The 15,913-nt window shown below is 66.9% G+C and carries 22 protein-coding genes; 18 read left to right on the forward strand and 4 right to left on the reverse strand.

Translation table 11 applies throughout. The annotated features are described in order from the left end of the window. The first annotated feature begins 32 nt into the window (after positions 1-32). Positions 33-650, forward strand: a complete 618-nt coding sequence (locus tag K1T73_RS06410) for a DUF1989 domain-containing protein (protein ID WP_220603124.1) — start codon at positions 33-35, stop codon at positions 648-650. 41 nt (positions 651-691) lie between these two features. Here K1T73_RS06410 and K1T73_RS06415 read toward each other — a convergent pair whose 3' ends face one another. Continuing rightward, positions 692-1,306 carry a plasmid pRiA4b ORF-3 family protein gene (locus tag K1T73_RS06415; protein WP_220603125.1) on the reverse strand — a complete coding sequence of 205 codons (615 nt, stop codon included), beginning with the start codon at positions 1,304-1,306 and terminating at the stop codon, positions 692-694. Between the two features lie 48 nt (positions 1,307-1,354). Between K1T73_RS06415 and K1T73_RS06420 the strand changes: the two genes are divergently transcribed. From K1T73_RS06420 to K1T73_RS06455, 8 genes are all read left to right on the forward strand, one after another. Beyond that, entirely contained in the window at positions 1,355-1,570 is a 216-nt protein-coding gene (locus K1T73_RS06420) for a phage head-tail joining protein (protein ID WP_220603126.1), read from the forward strand. A gap of 3 nt (positions 1,571-1,573) precedes the next feature. After that, positions 1,574-3,100, forward strand: a complete 1,527-nt coding sequence (locus K1T73_RS06425; RefSeq protein ID WP_259400467.1) for a phage portal protein — start codon at positions 1,574-1,576, stop codon at positions 3,098-3,100. 4 nt (positions 3,101-3,104) lie between these two features. Next, a complete protein-coding gene (locus tag K1T73_RS06430) occupies positions 3,105-4,160 on the forward strand; it encodes a head maturation protease, ClpP-related (RefSeq protein ID WP_220603127.1) in 1,056 nt (351 codons plus the stop codon). 122 nt (positions 4,161-4,282) lie between these two features. After that, positions 4,283-5,323 (forward strand): IS110 family transposase, encoded by a 1,041-nt coding sequence (locus K1T73_RS06435; protein ID WP_220603128.1) that lies wholly within the window; start codon positions 4,283-4,285, stop codon positions 5,321-5,323. Between the two features lie 512 nt (positions 5,324-5,835). Continuing rightward, the gene (locus tag K1T73_RS06440) at positions 5,836-6,201 is read left to right on the forward strand and encodes a head decoration protein (protein ID WP_220603129.1); all 366 of its coding nucleotides are present in this window, start codon (positions 5,836-5,838) and stop codon (positions 6,199-6,201) included. Between the two features lie 41 nt (positions 6,202-6,242). After that, positions 6,243-7,256 carry a major capsid protein gene (locus K1T73_RS06445; RefSeq protein ID WP_220603130.1) on the forward strand — a complete coding sequence of 338 codons (1,014 nt, stop codon included), beginning with the start codon at positions 6,243-6,245 and terminating at the stop codon, positions 7,254-7,256. Continuing rightward, positions 7,256-7,567 carry a hypothetical protein gene (locus K1T73_RS06450; protein WP_220603131.1) on the forward strand — a complete coding sequence of 104 codons (312 nt, stop codon included), beginning with the start codon at positions 7,256-7,258 and terminating at the stop codon, positions 7,565-7,567. Before K1T73_RS06445 ends, K1T73_RS06450 begins: the two co-directional genes overlap by 1 nt. Further along, entirely contained in the window at positions 7,564-8,199 is a 636-nt protein-coding gene (locus K1T73_RS06455) for a DUF6441 family protein (RefSeq protein WP_220603132.1), read from the forward strand. The genes K1T73_RS06450 and K1T73_RS06455 overlap by 4 nt, the downstream gene beginning before the upstream one ends. A 20-nt stretch (positions 8,200-8,219) precedes the next feature. Here K1T73_RS06455 and K1T73_RS06460 read toward each other — a convergent pair whose 3' ends face one another. After that, on the reverse strand, positions 8,220-9,278 hold the full coding sequence (locus tag K1T73_RS06460) for a hypothetical protein (protein WP_220603133.1): 1,059 nt from the start codon (positions 9,276-9,278) through the stop codon (positions 8,220-8,222). A gap of 32 nt (positions 9,279-9,310) precedes the next feature. Here K1T73_RS06460 and K1T73_RS06465 point away from each other — a divergent pair, with 32 nt between their 5' ends. From K1T73_RS06465 to K1T73_RS17840, 4 genes are all read left to right on the forward strand, one after another. Next, positions 9,311-9,730 carry an acyl-CoA transferase gene (locus tag K1T73_RS06465; RefSeq protein ID WP_220603134.1) on the forward strand — a complete coding sequence of 140 codons (420 nt, stop codon included), beginning with the start codon at positions 9,311-9,313 and terminating at the stop codon, positions 9,728-9,730. Between the two features lie 24 nt (positions 9,731-9,754). Continuing rightward, positions 9,755-10,696 carry a phage tail tube protein gene (locus K1T73_RS06470; protein ID WP_220603135.1) on the forward strand — a complete coding sequence of 314 codons (942 nt, stop codon included), beginning with the start codon at positions 9,755-9,757 and terminating at the stop codon, positions 10,694-10,696. 2 nt (positions 10,697-10,698) lie between these two features. Further along, entirely contained in the window at positions 10,699-11,136 is a 438-nt protein-coding gene (locus tag K1T73_RS06475) for a hypothetical protein (protein WP_220603136.1), read from the forward strand. A gap of 98 nt (positions 11,137-11,234) precedes the next feature. Next, positions 11,235-11,378: a hypothetical protein gene (locus K1T73_RS17840; protein WP_259400468.1), complete on the forward strand. Its 144-nt coding sequence runs from the start codon at positions 11,235-11,237 to the stop codon at positions 11,376-11,378. Here K1T73_RS17840 and K1T73_RS06485 read toward each other — a convergent pair. Both K1T73_RS06485 and K1T73_RS06490 read right to left on the reverse strand, forming a co-directional pair. After that, positions 11,349-11,639 (reverse strand): HigA family addiction module antitoxin, encoded by a 291-nt coding sequence (locus K1T73_RS06485; RefSeq protein ID WP_220603137.1) that lies wholly within the window; start codon positions 11,637-11,639, stop codon positions 11,349-11,351. The genes K1T73_RS17840 and K1T73_RS06485 overlap by 30 nt on opposite strands. 11 nt (positions 11,640-11,650) lie before the next feature. Continuing rightward, positions 11,651-11,932, reverse strand: a complete 282-nt coding sequence (locus K1T73_RS06490) for a type II toxin-antitoxin system RelE/ParE family toxin (protein ID WP_220603644.1) — start codon at positions 11,930-11,932, stop codon at positions 11,651-11,653. Between the two features lie 83 nt (positions 11,933-12,015). Between K1T73_RS06490 and K1T73_RS06495 the strand changes: the two genes are divergently transcribed. The 5 genes from K1T73_RS06495 to K1T73_RS06510 are packed head-to-tail and all read left to right on the forward strand — an operon-like array spanning position 12,016 to position 15,912. Beyond that, positions 12,016-14,163, forward strand: a complete 2,148-nt coding sequence (locus K1T73_RS06495) for a phage tail tape measure C-terminal domain-containing protein (RefSeq protein ID WP_220603138.1) — start codon at positions 12,016-12,018, stop codon at positions 14,161-14,163. Beyond that, on the forward strand, positions 14,163-14,789 hold the full coding sequence (locus K1T73_RS06500) for a DUF2460 domain-containing protein (RefSeq protein WP_220603139.1): 627 nt from the start codon (positions 14,163-14,165) through the stop codon (positions 14,787-14,789). The genes K1T73_RS06495 and K1T73_RS06500 overlap by 1 nt, the downstream gene beginning before the upstream one ends. Next, the gene (locus K1T73_RS06505) at positions 14,786-15,136 is read left to right on the forward strand and encodes a hypothetical protein (RefSeq protein ID WP_220603140.1); all 351 of its coding nucleotides are present in this window, start codon (positions 14,786-14,788) and stop codon (positions 15,134-15,136) included. The genes K1T73_RS06500 and K1T73_RS06505 overlap by 4 nt, the downstream gene beginning before the upstream one ends. Continuing rightward, a complete protein-coding gene (locus K1T73_RS17845) occupies positions 15,129-15,260 on the forward strand; it encodes a hypothetical protein (protein WP_259400469.1) in 132 nt (43 codons plus the stop codon). The genes K1T73_RS06505 and K1T73_RS17845 overlap by 8 nt, the downstream gene beginning before the upstream one ends. Positions 15,261-15,264: 4 nt before the next feature. Beyond that, complete coding sequence (locus K1T73_RS06510) at positions 15,265-15,912, forward strand: lysozyme (protein ID WP_220603141.1); 648 nt, start codon at positions 15,265-15,267, stop codon at positions 15,910-15,912. The last annotated feature ends 1 nt before the right edge of the window (position 15,913 follow it).

The raw sequence follows: 15,913 nt of genomic DNA on the forward strand, positions 1-15,913 counted from the left end.
GATCAACCCGTCAACTGATTGGGGAACCGCCAATGTCTGGAGAACCGGAACTGTTCACCATACCTGCCCGCAAGGGGCGGGCCGTGCGCCTCGGCGCTGGTGAGGCCATCCAGATCGTCAACACCCATGGCGCACAGGTGGTCGATACATGGGCGTTCCGCGCAGAGGATCCGACGGAATTTCTGTCGAACGAACACATGCGGGCCACACTGGGCAAGTTGTGGCCCGGTCAAGGCGATCCGTTGGTCACCAATCGCCGTCGCCCGATCATGATCATGGAGGAGGACACGTCGCCCGGTCGGCACGACACGTTGATCGCTGCTTGTGACGATTATCGCTACGGGCTCTTGGGGTGCGAGGACTATCACGACAATTGCACCGACAACCTGTTCGCTGCCATGCGACGGATCGGTATCGAAATCTTCGAATGTCCGAGTCCGCTGAATCTGTGGATGAACATCCCCGTGGCGGAAGACGGAACCACCAGCTGGGGAGAGCCGTTGTCCAGACCCGGCGACTACGTCACCCTGCGGGCGCGGATGGATTGCGTGGTGGCAATGTCGGCCTGTCCGCAGGACATTCTTCCGATCAACGGCGCGGCCTGCCAGCCGACCGAGGCGCACTATCGCATCCTGCCCAGGGCGGCCTGAGCAAAGGGCCTGCGCGACCACTGCCTCGAAAACGCGGATGCTCAGCGTTGCCGCATCTCGCGACTTCGCTGGAAGGTCTCGTATGCTGCCTTGCGCCTTGCAGCGATCTCGCGGACGCGCTGTGCGATATCGGCCTCGCCGAAATCGGTCGGATGGAACGGGCCGCCGTACCAGCGCACCATGTCCTTGTGCTGCGGATGGCTGCGCTTCGAGATCGCCTCGACGAACTCCATGAAGCCGGGCGGGCCTCCCACGTCCTCGGGCGGGGCGCGGCGTTCACCGCCGAGGAAGATCGGGTAGTCGAGATCCGGCTCGGCGTCCGAGACGCCCTCGATCACGATGCGATGCCGCCAGTCGTCGCCGAAATCGTAAGTGTACAGAAACTCCGTGATCCCGCGGTCGATCAGCATCGAGAGCCGAAGGGATTTCGCCTGATAGACCTTGCGGTCCCAGAATGCGTCCTCGGGATCGGGCTCGCCGTAGATCCTGTCTCCGACGGCAAATTCGTAAAGGTGATAGCTCTCCCACGGCATGACCGCCTGGATCAGATCATGGAGCGCCCTGAGGTTGGTCGTCAGGCTCACATCGACGCGCCGCCAGATGCGAGGCTCGATGTTTTCCAGTTCGATTCTGAGGTGGACAATCTTCTGCGGCATGGCTCCGGACGCGGCGGCAGTTTGGCCCGAGCATAGAAGGCGATCGGAATGACGACAATCGCGGAACTGCGCGCCCGCCGCGACGCGCTCTCGGCGCAGCGGTCCTCCGGCGTAGCGCGGGTCAGTTATGACGGCAAGACCGTGGAGTATCGCAGCGTGGCCGAGATCGACCGGGCGATCGAGGCGCTGGACCGCGAGATTGCCGCGGCCGAGGGCCGGCGGATCGTGCGGCAGCTGCGCGTGACGACGACCAAGGGGCTGTGATCCATGGGGCTGTTCGACCGGTTTCGCCGCCATCCCGCAGGGGGCGGCCCCTCCGGCGTGCGCGCGCGCCTGGAGGGCGCGATGTCCCGGCGGCGGCTGCGCGGCTGGAACCCGCCGCTGGAGAACGTCAATGCGCTGGTCGCCTCGGGCGGTCCGAAGCTGCTGGCGCGGGCGCGCGAACTGGTGGTCACCAACGGCTATGCCGCCAATGCCTGCGAGGCCTTCGCCGCCAACCTCGTCGGCGACGGGATCAAGCCGTCCTCGCTGATCGACGACGCGGACCTGCGCGACCGCCTCCAGCGGCTCTGGCTCGCTTGGACCGACGAGGCGGACGCCGACGGGCTGACCGACTTCTACGGCCTGCAGGCCATGGTCGCGCGCGAGATGTTCGTGGCCGGCGAGTGCTTCGTGCGGTTGCGCCCGCGCCGGGCCGGGGACGGGCTGCTGGTCCCGCTGCAGCTGCAGCTTCTCCAGTCCGAGATGCTCCCCTTCGAGAAAACGGAAACCGCGGCGAACGGCAACCGTATCCGCTGCGGGATCGAGTTCGATGCCATCGGAAGGCGCGTGGCCTATCACTTCCGCCGCAGCCATCCCGGCGACAGCACGGACCGGCGCGTGGCGGTGCCCGACACCGTGCGCGTGCCGGCCGGGGACGTGCTGCATATCTACCGGCCGCTCGATGCCGGGCAAATCCGGGGCCTGCCGCATGTGGCGCCCGCGATGGTACGTCTGTTCCTGCTCGATCAGTACGACGATGCCGAGCTCGACCGGAAGAAGACCGCGGCGATGTTCGCGGGCTTCATCACCAAGACGGCGCCCGAAGAGCCGATGATGGGTGCGGAGGAGCCCGACCCCGACGGCGCAGCCATTGCCAGCCTCGAGCCCGGCACCTTGCAGGTGCTGCTGCCCGGCGAGGACGTGAAGTTCTCGAGCCCTGCCGATGTGGGCAACAGCTACGAGGCGTTCCAGTACCGGACACTGCTGGGCGTCTCGGCGTCGCTGGGGCTGCCCTACCACCTGGTCACCGGCGACGTGCGCCAGGCCAACTATTCGAGCCTGCGGGCCGAGCTCGTGGAGTTTCGCCGGCGGGTGCAGCAGCTCCAGCACGGGTTGATCGCGCATCAGCTCTGCCGCCCGGTCTGGGCGTGCTGGCTGGAAACCGCGCGGCTGGCGGGCCGGCTGGATCTGCCCGACCCGGCGGCCGCGCGCATGGTGCAGTGGATCCCGCCCCGCTGGGACTGGGTCGATCCGCTCAAGGACATCCAAGCGCAGGTGCTGGCGATGGAGGCGGGCATCACCTCGCGGCGCAAGGTGGTCGAGGCCACCGGCTACGACGTCGAGGAAGTGGACCGGGAGAACGCGACGGACACGGCGCGCGCCGAGGGCCTCGGCCTGCGCTACCGCACCAGCCCGGGCGAGACGCAGGGCGCCCGCGCGACCCCGGCGACGCGTCCCGATCCGGGCAACGGGGCGGATGGCGACAATAGCGAGGATCCGCCGGCCCCCGACCGCAGGACCGAACAGGAGTGATATCATGAAAAGCTGGTACACGATCCGCGCCCGCGAGGGCGGCGCGGAGGTGCTGATCTATGACGAGATCGGCGCCTATGGCGTCTCCGCCAAGGGGTTCCTGGCCGAGCTGGGCGCACTGCCGGATGACGCGGCCATCGACCTGCGCCTCAACAGCCCGGGCGGGTCGGTCTTCGATGCCGTCGCGATCCACAACGCGCTGAGCCGCCACGCCGGCACGGTGACCGTCTGGATCGACGGCATTGCGGCCTCGGCGGCGAGCTACGTCGCCATGGCGGGCGACGCGATCGTCATGCCCGAGAACGCCTTCCTGATGATCCACGACCCGTCCGGTCTCGTCATGGGCACCGCGGCGGACATGCGCGAGATGGCCGGGACGCTGGACAAGATCGCCGCCGGCATGACGCGCGGCTACGCGGCAAGGTCCGGCAAGACCGAGGACGAGATCGCGGCGCTGATGGCCGCGGAGACCTGGTTCTCGGCCGCCGAGGCGCTGGAGGCAGGCCTCGCCACGCAGCTTGCGGAGCCTGTGCGCATCGCCGCCAACTTCGACATCGGGCGTTTCCGGAACGCACCGCCCGAACTTGTGGAGGCTGTCGAGCCGGTCGAGACCGCCGATCCGGAGGGCGCAGAGACGGAGCCGGACATCGTTGAAGACGCCAACGATGTCGCGCCGGCGCCGGCGCCCGATGCCGCACCGCAGCCCGCAGTCGACGATCCTGGTGGCGATGAGGCCGGTGCAGAAGCGGCGACGGCCTCCACCAAACCGACTTCGGACCCCGCGGCCATCCGCGCCGAGGCCATCGCGCATGCCCGGGCCGTCGTCGACCTCTGCCGCCTGGCGGGCCAGCCGCAGATGGCCGGTCGCTTCCTCGAGGAGGACGCCAGCCTCGACGCGGTTCGCGCCGCGCTGCTGGACGCCCGCGCCGAGACGGCGCCGGAGATCACGCCCCATCATCCGCAACCCGGGCGCAGCGCCACGACCCGCCCCTGGGGCGACGTCATCGCCCGCACCTTCAAGCTGAAAGATGCCGTAGTGGGGCGCGGCACGAATCACTGACGTTATGCTTTGCGATACGGGATGTTTTGAAGTGTCGTTGCCCTTGGCACGTCTCTCACGTGTCGACGGGGTCGGGCCGGTGGGCGCGCCCCAAACTCTCTTGGCAAAGAAAGGGCAACGACATGGATTTGCATATCGGATTGGACGTCTCGCTGGCAAGCACGGCCATCTGCGCGGTTTCCGCGCATGGGAAGGTAATCAAGGAGACCACGGCCGCCAGCGAACCCGAGGAACTGGTGAGGGTTCTACATGATCTGCCCGGTCGAGTAATAGGTGTGGGCCTGGAGGCCGGTCCCCTGTCACAATGGCTGCATCGGGCTCTGGTCGACGCCGGCTTTGACGCCGTTCTGATGGAAACGCGTCAGGTTAAGGGCGCCTTGAAAGCGATGCCCAACAAGACAGATCGGCGTGATGCGGAGGGCATTGCCCGGCTTTTGCACATGGGCTGGTTTCGGCCCGTCCATTGCAAATCCGTTTCGGCGCAGGAAACGCGCGCGCTGCTGTCATCCCGTAAGGCGGTACAGCAGGCCATGCTGAACATCGAACTCTCGATGCGGGGCATTCTGCGCAATTTCGGACTGAAGATCGGGAAGATTTCGAAAGGCCGGTATGAGGATCGCGTGCGCGAGCTCGTTGACGGCAATCCCATGCTGGAAGCCGCGGTCACATCGATTCTGACCGCCCGCCGGGAACTTCGCAAAGAACTAGCCAAGCTGGAAAAGCTGTTGCGCGGCTACGCGAAAATAGACCCGGTGTGTCGGCTGCTCATGACCATGCCCGGCGTGGGCGCACTTGTGGCGCTGACTGTCAAATCCTCAATCGATGATCCAGACCGTTTCCGATCCTCGAAAGAGGTCGGACCCTGGGCTGGGCTGACCCCGAAACGTGATCAATCGGGAGAGCGAGATATCCTCGGCCAGATCACGAAGGCCGGTGATGTTGGCTTGCGAACTGCCCTCTACCGTGCCGCGACAGTGATGTTGAACCGAGGCAGGGCCAGCTGGCTGACCGCCTGGGCATGGAATGTCGCCAAATCCCGCGGAAAGAAGCGGGCAACGGTTGCATTGGCGCGCCGTATCGGCGTGGTGCTGCACCGCATGTGGCGTGATGGCACGCAATTCTGCTTCAAGCGGGCCGATGCCATGCGGGCAGCAGTCGCATGACCCCCGTATCAGGCATTCCGCAAATGAGGCTTGAACGAGAAGGAGAGATCGACCGCGCCTGAGGGTGCAGGCTCACCGAGGTCCCTTGCCGGGACGCGGTCCCCGATGATGCCGTGGTTATCCTGGTCGCCGGATCATGACGATCTGAGGACGCCTGAAAGATTGGCACGCGGGAACTGCTCTTGGACTTGGCATAATGAAGGCAGCCGATGCGCTGACCGCGGACAGAAGCATGATGCCGGCATGGGAGCGCCCTCGAGGAAGTCGACGCAAGCACGGTCTTACGACACAGCCAACCCGACTGACATTGGTGCCACGCGATCCGGGGCGTTCAGCGCCGAGATGAATTGGCGTCTCCGCGCTGAACGCCCCTCGCGTCGCCCCCGTTCGATCCGACCCGCTCTCTGCTGGCGAGATCCGCCCAACCCCGCTGCGGCACGCCCAGACGGGACCTTTCTCATTGAAATCTCCCTCTTGAACACAATCGCCCCACTACAGAAGGATAAGCCATCATGACCACGCTCGTCGAAGGCACGCATCCCGGCGGCTTCCTCGTCTGGGAAGCCTTCCGAGACTACACCCGCGAGACGATCATCGTCGCGGCGGGCACGCTCGAGCCCGGCACCGTGCTCGGCAAGATCACTGCCTCCGGCAAATACGCCGCGCACGATCCGGCGGCCGTCGACGGCACCGAGACCGCGGTCGCCGTGCTCTGGGGCAAGGCGGATGCGAGCGCCGGCGACGCGCCGGCCGTCGCGGTCGTTCGCGGACCCGCCATCGTCAATCGCTTTGATCTCGTCTTCGCCGGCACGCCCAGCGATCCCGAGATCGCCGCGGCTCACACGGCGCTCCTCGACGCGGGCATCCTCGTCCGCTGACGGCGCACCCCAACCACCATTCCTGACCCGGAGGCATCAACATGGCCACCATGGACATCTTCGAAGGCGATGCCTTCACCATCGTCGAGCTCACCCGCGCGCTCGAAAACATCCCCTTCAAGCCCGCGATCCTGTCGGGCGCGAACCTCTTCGGCGCCCGCGGCGTGCGCAGTCGCACCGTGATGATCGAGAGCCGCGACGGCACGCTGTCGCTGATCCCGTTCTCGGAACGCGGCTCGGCCTATGAGAGCCAGATCCCCGAACGCCGCGAGATGCGCGCCTTCGTCTGCCGCCAGTTCAAGAAGCAGGACGTGCTCTGGGCCTCGGAAATCCAGGCGATCCGCGACTTCGGCTCCGAGACCGCGGTGCAGCAGGTGCAGGCCGAGGTCGCGCGCAAGCTGGGCCGGCTCAGGAACGACGCCGAGGCCACCTTCGAGTTCCACCTTTTCAACGGTATCCAAGGCGTGGTGAAGGACCCGAAGGACGGCGCCACCGTCATCGACTACCACGCCGAGTTCGGCATCACGCCCGCGGCGGAAGTCGACTTCGACCTCGACAACACGAGCCCCGCCTCGGGCGCCCTGCGCAAGCGCTGCCAGGCGCTGATCGAGAGCGTCGAGGACTCCTTGGGCGGGCTCGCCGCGGGCCAGGTGCAGCTGCGCGCCGAATGCGGCTCGGCCTTCTTCGCCGATCTGGTGGCCCACAAGGAGGTGCGCGAGACCTATCTCAACACTGCCGCGGCCGCCGATCTGCGCGGGCGCGTGGGCGAGGAGGTCAGCTTCGGCGGGATCACCTTCCGGCGCTACCGGGGCGGGCTGGGCTTCGGCGTGCCCACCGACAAGGCCTACTTCTACCCCGAGGGCGTCGAGGGGCTGTTCGAGATCTACTACGCCCCCGCCGACACCTTCGAGACGGTCAATACCGTGGGCCTGCCGCTCTATGCGCGCATGATCCCGGACAGGGATCGCGACGAGTGGGTGCGGCTCGAGATCGAGAGCAACCCGCTCCCGATCTGCACCCGGCCGCAGGTGCTGCGCAGCGCACGGCGGACCTGATGACCGCCGTCGCCATGGCGCTCGACGCGCTCTTCGCCGACGACAACATCGCCCGCGAGGCCGTCTACACGCCCGAGGGAGGCGCGCCCGTCCTCGTGCGCGTTGTCACGCGCCGCGCGGACGAGACGACCGGCTTCGGCGACGCGCGCCTCTGGTCGGAGACCACCCGCGTGGATCTGCGCGTATCCGAGGTGCCCAATCCTCGGCCCGGCGACCGCATCGAGATCGACGGCGAGGCCTTCCTCATCCAGGGCGAACCCGTCCGCGACCGTGAGCGGCTCGTCTGGACCGTGGATCTGAGGCCCGCGTGAAGCTGAAGCTCGACATCACGCCGGACCTCGCTGCGCTGATGGCTGCGGAGATCAAGGCGGGCGAGAAGGCCGTCACCGCCGCCATGCGCGAGGCCGGCGGGCAGCTCAAGACCGACTGGCGCCGCCAGATCACCGGCGCGGGGCTCGGCCGACGGCTCGCAAACTCGATCCGAAGCCAGACCTATCCGAAGGCCGGCGAGAGCCTGAACGCCGCGGCGCTGGTCTGGTCCAAGGCCCCGGTCATCGTCGGTGCCCACGACACCGGCCCGCTCATCCGCTCGAAAGACGGCTTCTGGCTGGCGATCCCCACGGAGGCCGCCGGACGCGGCCTGCGCGGGGCCAAAATCACCCCCGGCGAGTGGGAGCGACGCCGCGGCCTGCGCCTGCGCTTCGTCTATCGCCGCCGCGGGCCGAGCCTTCTCGTTGCCGACCGTGCCCGCATCAACAAACGCGGCCAGGCGGTGGCCTCCCGCTCGAAGACCGGCCGCAACCAGGTCACCGCGCCGATCTTCCTGCTGGTCCCGCAGGTCAAGTTGCCGAAGCGGCTCGATCTGGACCGGGACGCGGAGCGGGCGCATGACCGCGTGCCGGGGCTGATCGTGGCGAACTGGGTGGAAGAGCATATCAACTGAAGAAGTGGCGCGCCACCGCGCTAGCTGAGGATCCTCAGTGTCTCTTTGACCGTCAGCAAAAGTCGTTTCTGGAATTCGGCGATGAAACTGGGCAAGCGCATGTTGATCTTATCTTCATTGCCGTAAAAGAGGTTTCTGCTGCCATATGATGTGAGGCGTCCGTTCTCACGGTCGGGCAAGAGAATAAACCGCTCTTGCACGACTCCATTCGCCCTAACTTCATAGACCTTGGGTTGTTCGTCAAAAAATCCGTCGTGGATGATCAGATTTCGGAGGGCCTCCGTTTCCGTGATCAGATCGCAGGGCTCAAATAGCGTCCCGGTTTTATTGTTGAGTGAAATGCGACGCCGGTCGCCGAAGAGCTTGTTTTTCGAAGCCAAACGAGGGTAGCGACTGAAATCTGTTCTTAGATGCTCGGCTTCAAAGACAAGTTTCGTGGCGTAGTCCAGAAGGCTGTGCAGACGAATGTAGATCACGTTAATGAGGGCGATCAGCTTTGCGGTCACTGGTGAACCGATGTGCCGAATTCCATCCGGGCTGACGCCGGGGGGATAGAAGAGTTCTTCCAAGTTCAGCGTTTTGTAGAATTCGCCCTGAAGTTGAACGACCTCGATCAGTGCCTCCTGAATGCCAGACACCAGCCTGCGGCAGTCATACAGGTATAGGAGTTTGTTGATCGTCGGGTTGTTGTTTGCGCGAACAAGTTTTTCAAAGAAGTCACGGGAGATTGGCGCCTCTGAGTTTAGTCCTGCAGTCACGACCCACTCTGGCACTGTCGAAAGAATTGCGTGGTATTTGCCAATTCCATCAAAGATTTGTGCTGCAAGTGCATCGTGCATTCGAACACAAACATTCTCGATCTCATGGGATAAATCACCAGTGCTGGCACGCCAGACTCCCTGGGGATCAAACGAAAAGTAGACCACACCGCTGCGCGGGACGTCCGAAAGGGGAACGCCATGCAGAGTTAGGTAGGTCGGTTGCCGATCCGAAGCGCTCATTTCTGTAGACTGACTGAACATGCGTTCGAAGCTACACGCACCAAATTTTCTTGGCCAGACAGTACTGTTAGCCGCCACAGCAACGCTCCTCCAATAATCGCTGGCCGCCAATGCCCACCCATCGTGAAACCATCCTCACCGCGCTGCACGCGCGGCTTTCGGCGCTGCCCGCCACCGCCCTGCGCGGAGAGGTGCTGCCCGAGCGTGTCCCGGCCGAAGGCCTGCTGATCCTGCGCGACGGCGAGCCGGGCGAGCCGGAGGTGACTCTGTCACCGCTCGCGTACCACTACCAGCACCGCGCCGAGATCGAGGCGGTCGTGCAGGGCGCGGACCGTGACGCGGCCTTCGACACGCTCTGCGCCAGCATCGGCGCGGCGCTCGCTGCCGACCGCACGCTGGGCGGGCTCTGCGACTGGGTCGAGGCCGAAGCGCCGCGGCCGGTCGATCTGCCGGTTGAGGGCGCCGCGAGCCTGAAGGCCGCCGTGATCTCGGTGGTGCTGCACTATTCCACGGCCGACCCGCTGGCCTGACCCAACCGACAACAGGAGATCACCATGGCACGAGCCCAGGGGGCGCGGGCGCTGATGGCGCTTGCGTTCGAGACGACCTATGGAACGCCGCCCGCCAGCGGCTTCACCCGCATGCCCTTCGCCAGCACCTCGCTCGGGGCGGAGCAGCCGCTGCTGAACTCGGAGCTTCTGGGCTACGGTCGCGATCCGCTGGCGCCGATCAAGGACGCGGTGACGGCCGATGGCGATGTCGTCGTGCCGCTCGATGCCGAGGCCTTCGGCTTCTGGCTGAAGGCGGCCTTCGGGGCGCCGACGACCACGGGTGCGGAGGCCCCGTACACCCACGAGTTCCAGTCGGGGTCCTGGACGCTGCCCTCGATGTCGATCGAGACCGGCATGCCCGAGGTGCCGCGATACGCGATGTATTCGGGCTGCGTGCTCGACCAGATCACTTGGCAGATGCAGCGTTCGGGCCTGCTGACCGCAACCGCGCGGCTGGTGGCACAGGGCGAGACGGTCGGGACGACCACCAGCGCCGGCACGCCCGCTGCACTGGAGCTGAAGCGCTTCGGCCATTTCAACGGGTCGATCACCCGGAACGGGACCGCCCTCGGCAATGTGGTCTCCGCGGAGATCACCTATGCCAACAATCTCGACCGGATCGAGACCATCCGCAGCGACGGGCGCATCGACGGCGCCGACCCGTCCATCGCGGCGCTGACCGGCCGGATCGAGGTGCGCTTCGCCGACCAGACGCTGGTGACGCAGGCGATCAATGGCGAGGCCTGCGAAATGGAATTCGCCTACGTCTTGCCCTCGGGCGAGAGCTTCACCTTCACCGTGCACGCCGTCTACCTGCCGCGCCCGCGCATCGAGATCTCGGGGCCGCAGGGCGTGCAGGCGACCTTCGACTGGCAGGCCGCGCGCGACAGCATCGTTGGCCGGATGTGCACGGCAACCCTGATCAACGATATCGAGGTGTACTGACGATGCTGACGCTCGACCTGACGAATGAAGCGCGCTGGCATGACCTGGCGCCCGGCGTCCGGGCGCAGTTGCGCCCGCTGACCACCGCGCTGATGGTGGCGACGCGGAGCGATCCCGCCGTCGAGGCGGTGCCCGAGGCCGCATCGGACGAGGAACGCGCTGTCGCCTTCGCCAAGGCGCTGGCGCGGCGGGCGGTGCTCACCTGGGAGGGTGTGGGCGACGCCGATGGCAATCCCATCGATCCCAGCCCCGAGGCCATCGACGCGTTGCTCGACGTCTGGCCGATCTTCGAGGCCTTCCAGCTGACCTATGTCTCGAAGGGCTTGCTCCTGGAGCAGGAAAAAAACGCCTCCGCGCTCTCGCCGACTGGTCCTTCGGCGGGGGCGAGCGATACTGCCAAGCCTGCCAAACGGCGTGCCCGGACTGCCCGGCGCGGCTGAACCGGCCGCTGACCCATGAAGGCTGGCAGGTCTGGGACCTGGTCGCGCGTCTTGGCGGTCAGCTCAGGGTGCTGCCCGGCGCCGTCGTCGGCTGGGATATGACCGCAGCACTCGCTCTCGGCGACGCGCTCGGCGTGCCGCCCCCCGCCATGGCCGAACTGCTGCCCGTGATCGAGGTGGTGATGGTCGTGAAGCTCAACGAACAGATGGCGTCAGGCGGCCTCGAGGGGGGTGATGTCTGAGACATCAATCGTATCGCGCGCCCGCGCGAGATCCCACGCGCGCTGCAGGTTCATCCAGTACTCCGGTGTCGTGCGGAAGAACTTCGCGAGCCGGATCGCCGTGTCCACGGTGAGCGCGGTTTCACCCTTCACCAGCCGCTCGATCCGCGTGCGGGGAACGTGAAGGCGCTTCGCAAGTGCGATCGGGCTCATGTCGAGCGGCTCAAGATAGAGCTCGGACAGGACCTCGCCCGGGTGAGAGGGGTTCTTCATCAGTGTCATGTCGCGCCCTTTCAATGGTAGTCGACGATCTCGACATCGGTCGGCCCCTGATCGGTCCACACGAAGCAGATGCGCCACTGGTCATTGATGCGCACCGAATGCTGTCCGGCCCGGTCGCCCTTCAGTTCCTCGAGGTGATTGCCCGGTGGAAACCGGAGATCCTCGAGGACCACGGCGGCATCCAGTGCCGACAGCATCGCCCGCGTTCGCTTGACCAGGTCGGCCGGGAAACCCTTGCCGAACCGGTCTGTCACCGCGTTCGTCGCGAGTTTGCCCTTCGTGCTGACGATCATGAGGATATGTATCACATCGTGATACATATTTCAAGGGGGCGGTAAGCCGCTCCGAAGCCTGACATCATCTCAAGGGGGCCAGAATGGCCGAGAAACGGGTCAGCGTCCGCCTCGCGGCGACAGGCGGGCGGCAGGTGCGCGCCGAGCTCGAGGGCGTGGGCGAGGCCGGCAAGCGCGGGTTCGGGCGGCTCAGCCAGGAAATGGAGGCGGCCAACCGGCGGCTGGCAGGTTTTGCGCGCCGGGTGCGAGTCGCGTCAGCCGCTGCAGTCGCGGCCGCCACGGCGGCGGGCGTGGCCATGGTGCGCTCCGGTCTGCAAACCGTCGATGCGCAGGCGAAGCTCGCGCAGTCGCTCGGCACCACGGTCGCCTCGATCCAGACACTGCAGCGCGCGGGCGAACTGGCGGGCGTGTCGATGTCCGGCATCGAGCAGGCCACTAAGGATCTGACGCGGCGGCTCAGCCAGGCCGCGGCGGGCGGCGGTCCCGCGGCGCAGGCGCTCGAGCGGCTGGGGCTTTCCGCCACCGACCTGATCGCCCTGCCGCTCGACGAACGCGTGGGTGCGATCAACGCGGCCATCGAGAACTTCGTGCCTGCCGCTGAACGCGCATCGGTCGCGGGCCAGCTGTTCGGCGAGGAAGGCTCGATCGCCATGAGCCGGATCGACACCGCGACGCTGCGCCAGGCGACGGAGGACGTGCGTGCGTTCGGGGTGGTGGTCTCGGAGCAGGACGCGGACCAGATCGAGCGGACGAACGATGCGATCTCGCGGCTTGGGCTGATCTGGCGAGGGCTCGCTAACCAGCTCGCGGTCGCTGCAGCCCCCGCGCTGGAGGCCGTCGCCGACGCCATGGCGGCGGTCGCCAGCCGCACGGGCCCGCTCGGCATCGCAATTCGCAGCCTCTTCGACAACATCGGCCGCCTGACCACCTACGCCGCGACCTTCGCAGCCTTCCTCGCAGGCCGTTGGGTGGCTGGCATGGCCGCCGCCGCGCTGTCGGTGCGGGGGCTTGCCACGGCGCTTGTTCTGGTCCGCGGGGCGCTCATTCGCACTGGCATCGGGGCGCTGATCGTCGGTGCGGGCGAGCTTGTTTATCAGTTTACGAAACTGGTGAAGGGCGCCGGTGGCTTCGGGGAGGCGCTGGAGCTGCTGGGCAACGTGGCCCGGGCGGTCTGGGACGGGATCACGAGGGCCGTCACCTCCTTCGTGGACGATTTCCGGGCGATGGGGGCGGACATCGAGGGCATCTGGCTCCGGCTGATGTCCTTTCTGTCGCAAAAGTGGGCCGACTTCCTCGGCCAGATCGGGCCGACCTTCAACGCGGTCTCCGAACGGATCGGGGCGGATGCGCGCATCGATGTGATCGGAGCGCAGGCTTACGCGTCCTTTCTCGAGAACGCCGCCAGCAATGCCGGCACCCGGGCCGATGCCCTGCGTGCCCGGGCGGCCAATACGCGCGCTGGCGCCTTCGATGGCGTGCGGGATGCGGTAGCAGAGCTCGTGGCGGCAATGCGCGCGAGCGGCGAGCAGGGCGACGATGCGCTCGATCAGGCCGGTGACGCGGCAAACCGGGTCCGCGCGGCCCTCGACGCGGCGGGGGAGGCCGGAAACGCTGCGGGCGCGCGGATCGCCGAGGGTGGCGAGACGGCTGCCAGCGGCTGGGGTGCGATCTCGCAGACCCTTGCGGACTATGCCAGCAAGGCGCGCGACATTGGCAGCGATATCGGGCAGAGCCTCGTGGGCGCCTTCCAGTCGGCCGAGAATGCCGTCGGCGAGTTCGTGAAGACCGGAAAGCTGAACTTTCGCGATCTGGTCACCTCGTTATTGGCGGACCTCGCCAAGCTCGCGGCCCGTCGCTTCATCCTCGGGCCGATCGCGGGTGCCCTCTCCGGCGTCCTCGGCAAGCTTGGCGGCGGGATCTTCGCCGACATCCTGCACGCCGGCGGCACGGTCGGAGCGGCTGGACCATCGCGCATAGTCCCGGCCATGGCCTTCGCCGGTGCGCCGCGGATGCATTCCGGTGGCGCGGTCGGTTTGCGCCATGACGAAGTTCCGGCGATCCTGCAACGCGGTGAGCGGGTGCTCTCTCGCCGCGAGGCACAGGCCTACGGCGCGGGCGGTGGCATTACTGTCAACATCAACACACGTGACGCCGAGAGCTTTCGCCAGTCCCGCACACAAGTCGCGGCGGACATTGCACGCGCTGTCTCGCTCGGGCGGAGGGGGCTCTGATGGCGTTCCACGAGGTCCGGTTTCCGGACGACATCAGCCGCGGCGCGCGCGGCGGGCCGGAGCGGCGCACGCAGATCGTCGAGCTTGCCTCGGGCGACGAAGAGCGCAACGCCAGCTGGGCCAACTCGCGCCGGCGCTACGACGTCGCCTACGGCATCCGCCGTGCCGACGATCTGACGGCGGTCGTGGCCTTCTTCGAGGCGCGGAACGGGCGGCTGCACGGTTTCCGCTTCAAGGACTGGGGCGACCACAAATCCTGCCTGCCGTCGCAGACACCCGGACCGGCCGACCAGCCCATTGGCACCGGCGACGGTGCGACAACGGCGTTCCAGCTGGTGAAGCGCTACGTCTCCGGTAGCCAGACATGGGTGCGCACGATCACCAAGCCGGTCGCCGGCACGGTGCGAGTCACCCTCGATGACGCGGAACAGCCCAGCGGCTGGTCCGTCGACACGACCACCGGGGTCGTGACCTTCGACAGTGCGCCCGCCGAGGGCGCCGCCATCACGGCGGGCTTCGCCTTCGACGTGCCGGTCCGCTTCGACACCGACGCGCTCGACGTGACGCTCGACCTCGAGCGGCTCGGTTCGATCACCTCCATTCCGCTTCTGGAGATCCGGCGATGAACGACAATACCGACTTCGCGGCGACGGTGCTGCGTGAGATTGCGGCTTCCACTGCGCTGATGCTGGCCTTCTGGGGCGCGCTCGGCGGGGCCACGAATGCGCTGACCACGAAGATGCGGCTGCGCGATGCGCTGCGCCACATTCTGTTGGGCGGGCTGATCGCCGCCGGGATGGGCAGCTTCTCGGTCGTCGTGGTGACCGCCTGGCTCGGGCTACCCGAGGGTGCGGTCGCGGCAGGCGGTGCGGTCGGATCGGCGGCCTATCTCGTCGGCGTCTTCGGGGCTGCCTTCATCGACGTGCTGCTCGCCCGCCTGCGCCGGGCCAGGGAGATTGACCGCGATGAATGAGCTTCTCCGCCTTGCGCGCAGCATCCGCTGCGATTGCGACACGCCCTGGCAGGCCTTCCGCCGCCGCATGCTCGTCGGCGTCACCATTGCGGCTCTGATCCTGATCCTCTCTCTTCTGGAGTAATCCCATGCAGATGACCGAGCGGGGTCTCCTGGCCCTGGCCGGGCACGAAGGAATCGTGCCCGCGCCCTATCGCGATTCCACCGGCACCTGGACCTTCGGTATCGGCCACACGGCCGCGGCCGGGCCGCCCGATCCCGATGCGATGTCCCGCGGCATGCCCGCCGATCTCGATGCCGGGATCCGTGCGGCGTTCCGTGTGTTCCGAGCCGACCTCGCGCGCTACGAGGCCGAGGTTCTGACCGCGGTGACTGTGCCGCTGGCGCCGCACGAGTTCGATGCGCTGGTCAGCTTCCACTACAACACCGGCGGCATCGCCAAGGCCGCACTGACCCGGCACGTCAATGCCGGCAATCGCATTGCAGCCGCCAAAGCGTTTCTGAACTGGCGGCGACCGGCCTCCATCATCCCGCGCCGGGAGGCCGAGCGCGACCTGTTCCGCCATGGCCGCTATCCCGGCGGGGCCATCCCGGTCTGGTCGGTGGATCGCACGGGCCGCGTCGACTTTTCGCGGCCGATCCGTCGGCTTGCCGAGAGAGATGCGCTGGCGCTCCTGCATCCCGCCAAGCCCCATGTCCCAGTCACCCCCGACGCACCGACCGGCTGGTTCGCCCGGCTGGTCGCTTGTCTTTCCACTCTGATCCGGAGGGCCTGAT

This window comes from Roseovarius sp. SCSIO 43702, assembly GCF_019599045.1.
Lineage (GTDB): Bacteria > Pseudomonadota > Alphaproteobacteria > Rhodobacterales > Rhodobacteraceae > Roseovarius.